General features: G+C 75.7%; 1 protein-coding gene. It reads right to left on the minus strand.

Annotated elements, in window-relative coordinates:
* The coding region (locus UN64_RS21835) for a hypothetical protein (protein ID WP_216352819.1) at window positions 1-615 on the minus strand (615 nt) is incomplete at its 3' end.
* Window positions 616-748 lie beyond the last annotated feature (133 nt).

The following is a 748-nucleotide window of genomic DNA, read 5'->3' on the forward strand; positions in this document are numbered from 1 at the left end:
CTGGGGCGCGATCGCCAGGAAGTCCTCGAACGACGCGATGGCCTGCGAAAGGGCGACGCCGCCGAGCATGAGCGGGATGAACAGCAGGACGGAGACGACGTCCCGCACCCGACGCCGGCTCGCGTAGGCGGCCAGGAGGCCGGCGAGGCCGGAGCCGATCGCCACGGCGGTCACCGCGGTGAACGCGCCCCCGGCCAGGCCCGCCGCCAGCGCGGCCGGCCGGTCCCACCAGCTGGCCCCCAGGCCCAGCAGCACGGCCAGCGTGGCGAGCCCGACCGGCGTCGTGAAGGCGCTCAGGACCAGCCCGGCGATGAGGGTGCGGGCCGGGACGGGGAAGAGCACGAAGCTGTGCGGGTCGAGCGTGGCGTCCACGCCCGTGACGAACGGCGGGATGACGAGCCAGGCGAGCACCACGACGGCGGCGACCAGCACGGTCGTGGCGCCGCGGGCCTCGTCCGGCAGGGCGGGCAGGCCCGTGACGAGCAGCGTCACCGCCACGGCGGCCATGCCGAGCACGTACAGCGCGCCGAGCACGCTCACCACCAGGGTGAACGGGGACCGGCGCCACTGGTTCAGGGTCAGCGTCCAGCGCAGTCGGACGAGCGTCAGAGCCATGCCAGCCCCTCCGAGCCGTGGCGGCCGCCGACGAGGTCCACGAAGCGGTCCTCGAGGTCGCGCCCGTCCCGGACCTCCTCGAGCGTGCCGGCGGCCCGCAGCGTCCCGGCCGCGATCACGGCGACGTGGGTGC

This window comes from Fictibacillus arsenicus (genome assembly GCF_001999465.1).
GTDB classification, from domain to species: Bacteria; Bacillota; Bacilli; order Bacillales; family Fictibacillaceae; genus Fictibacillus; species Fictibacillus arsenicus.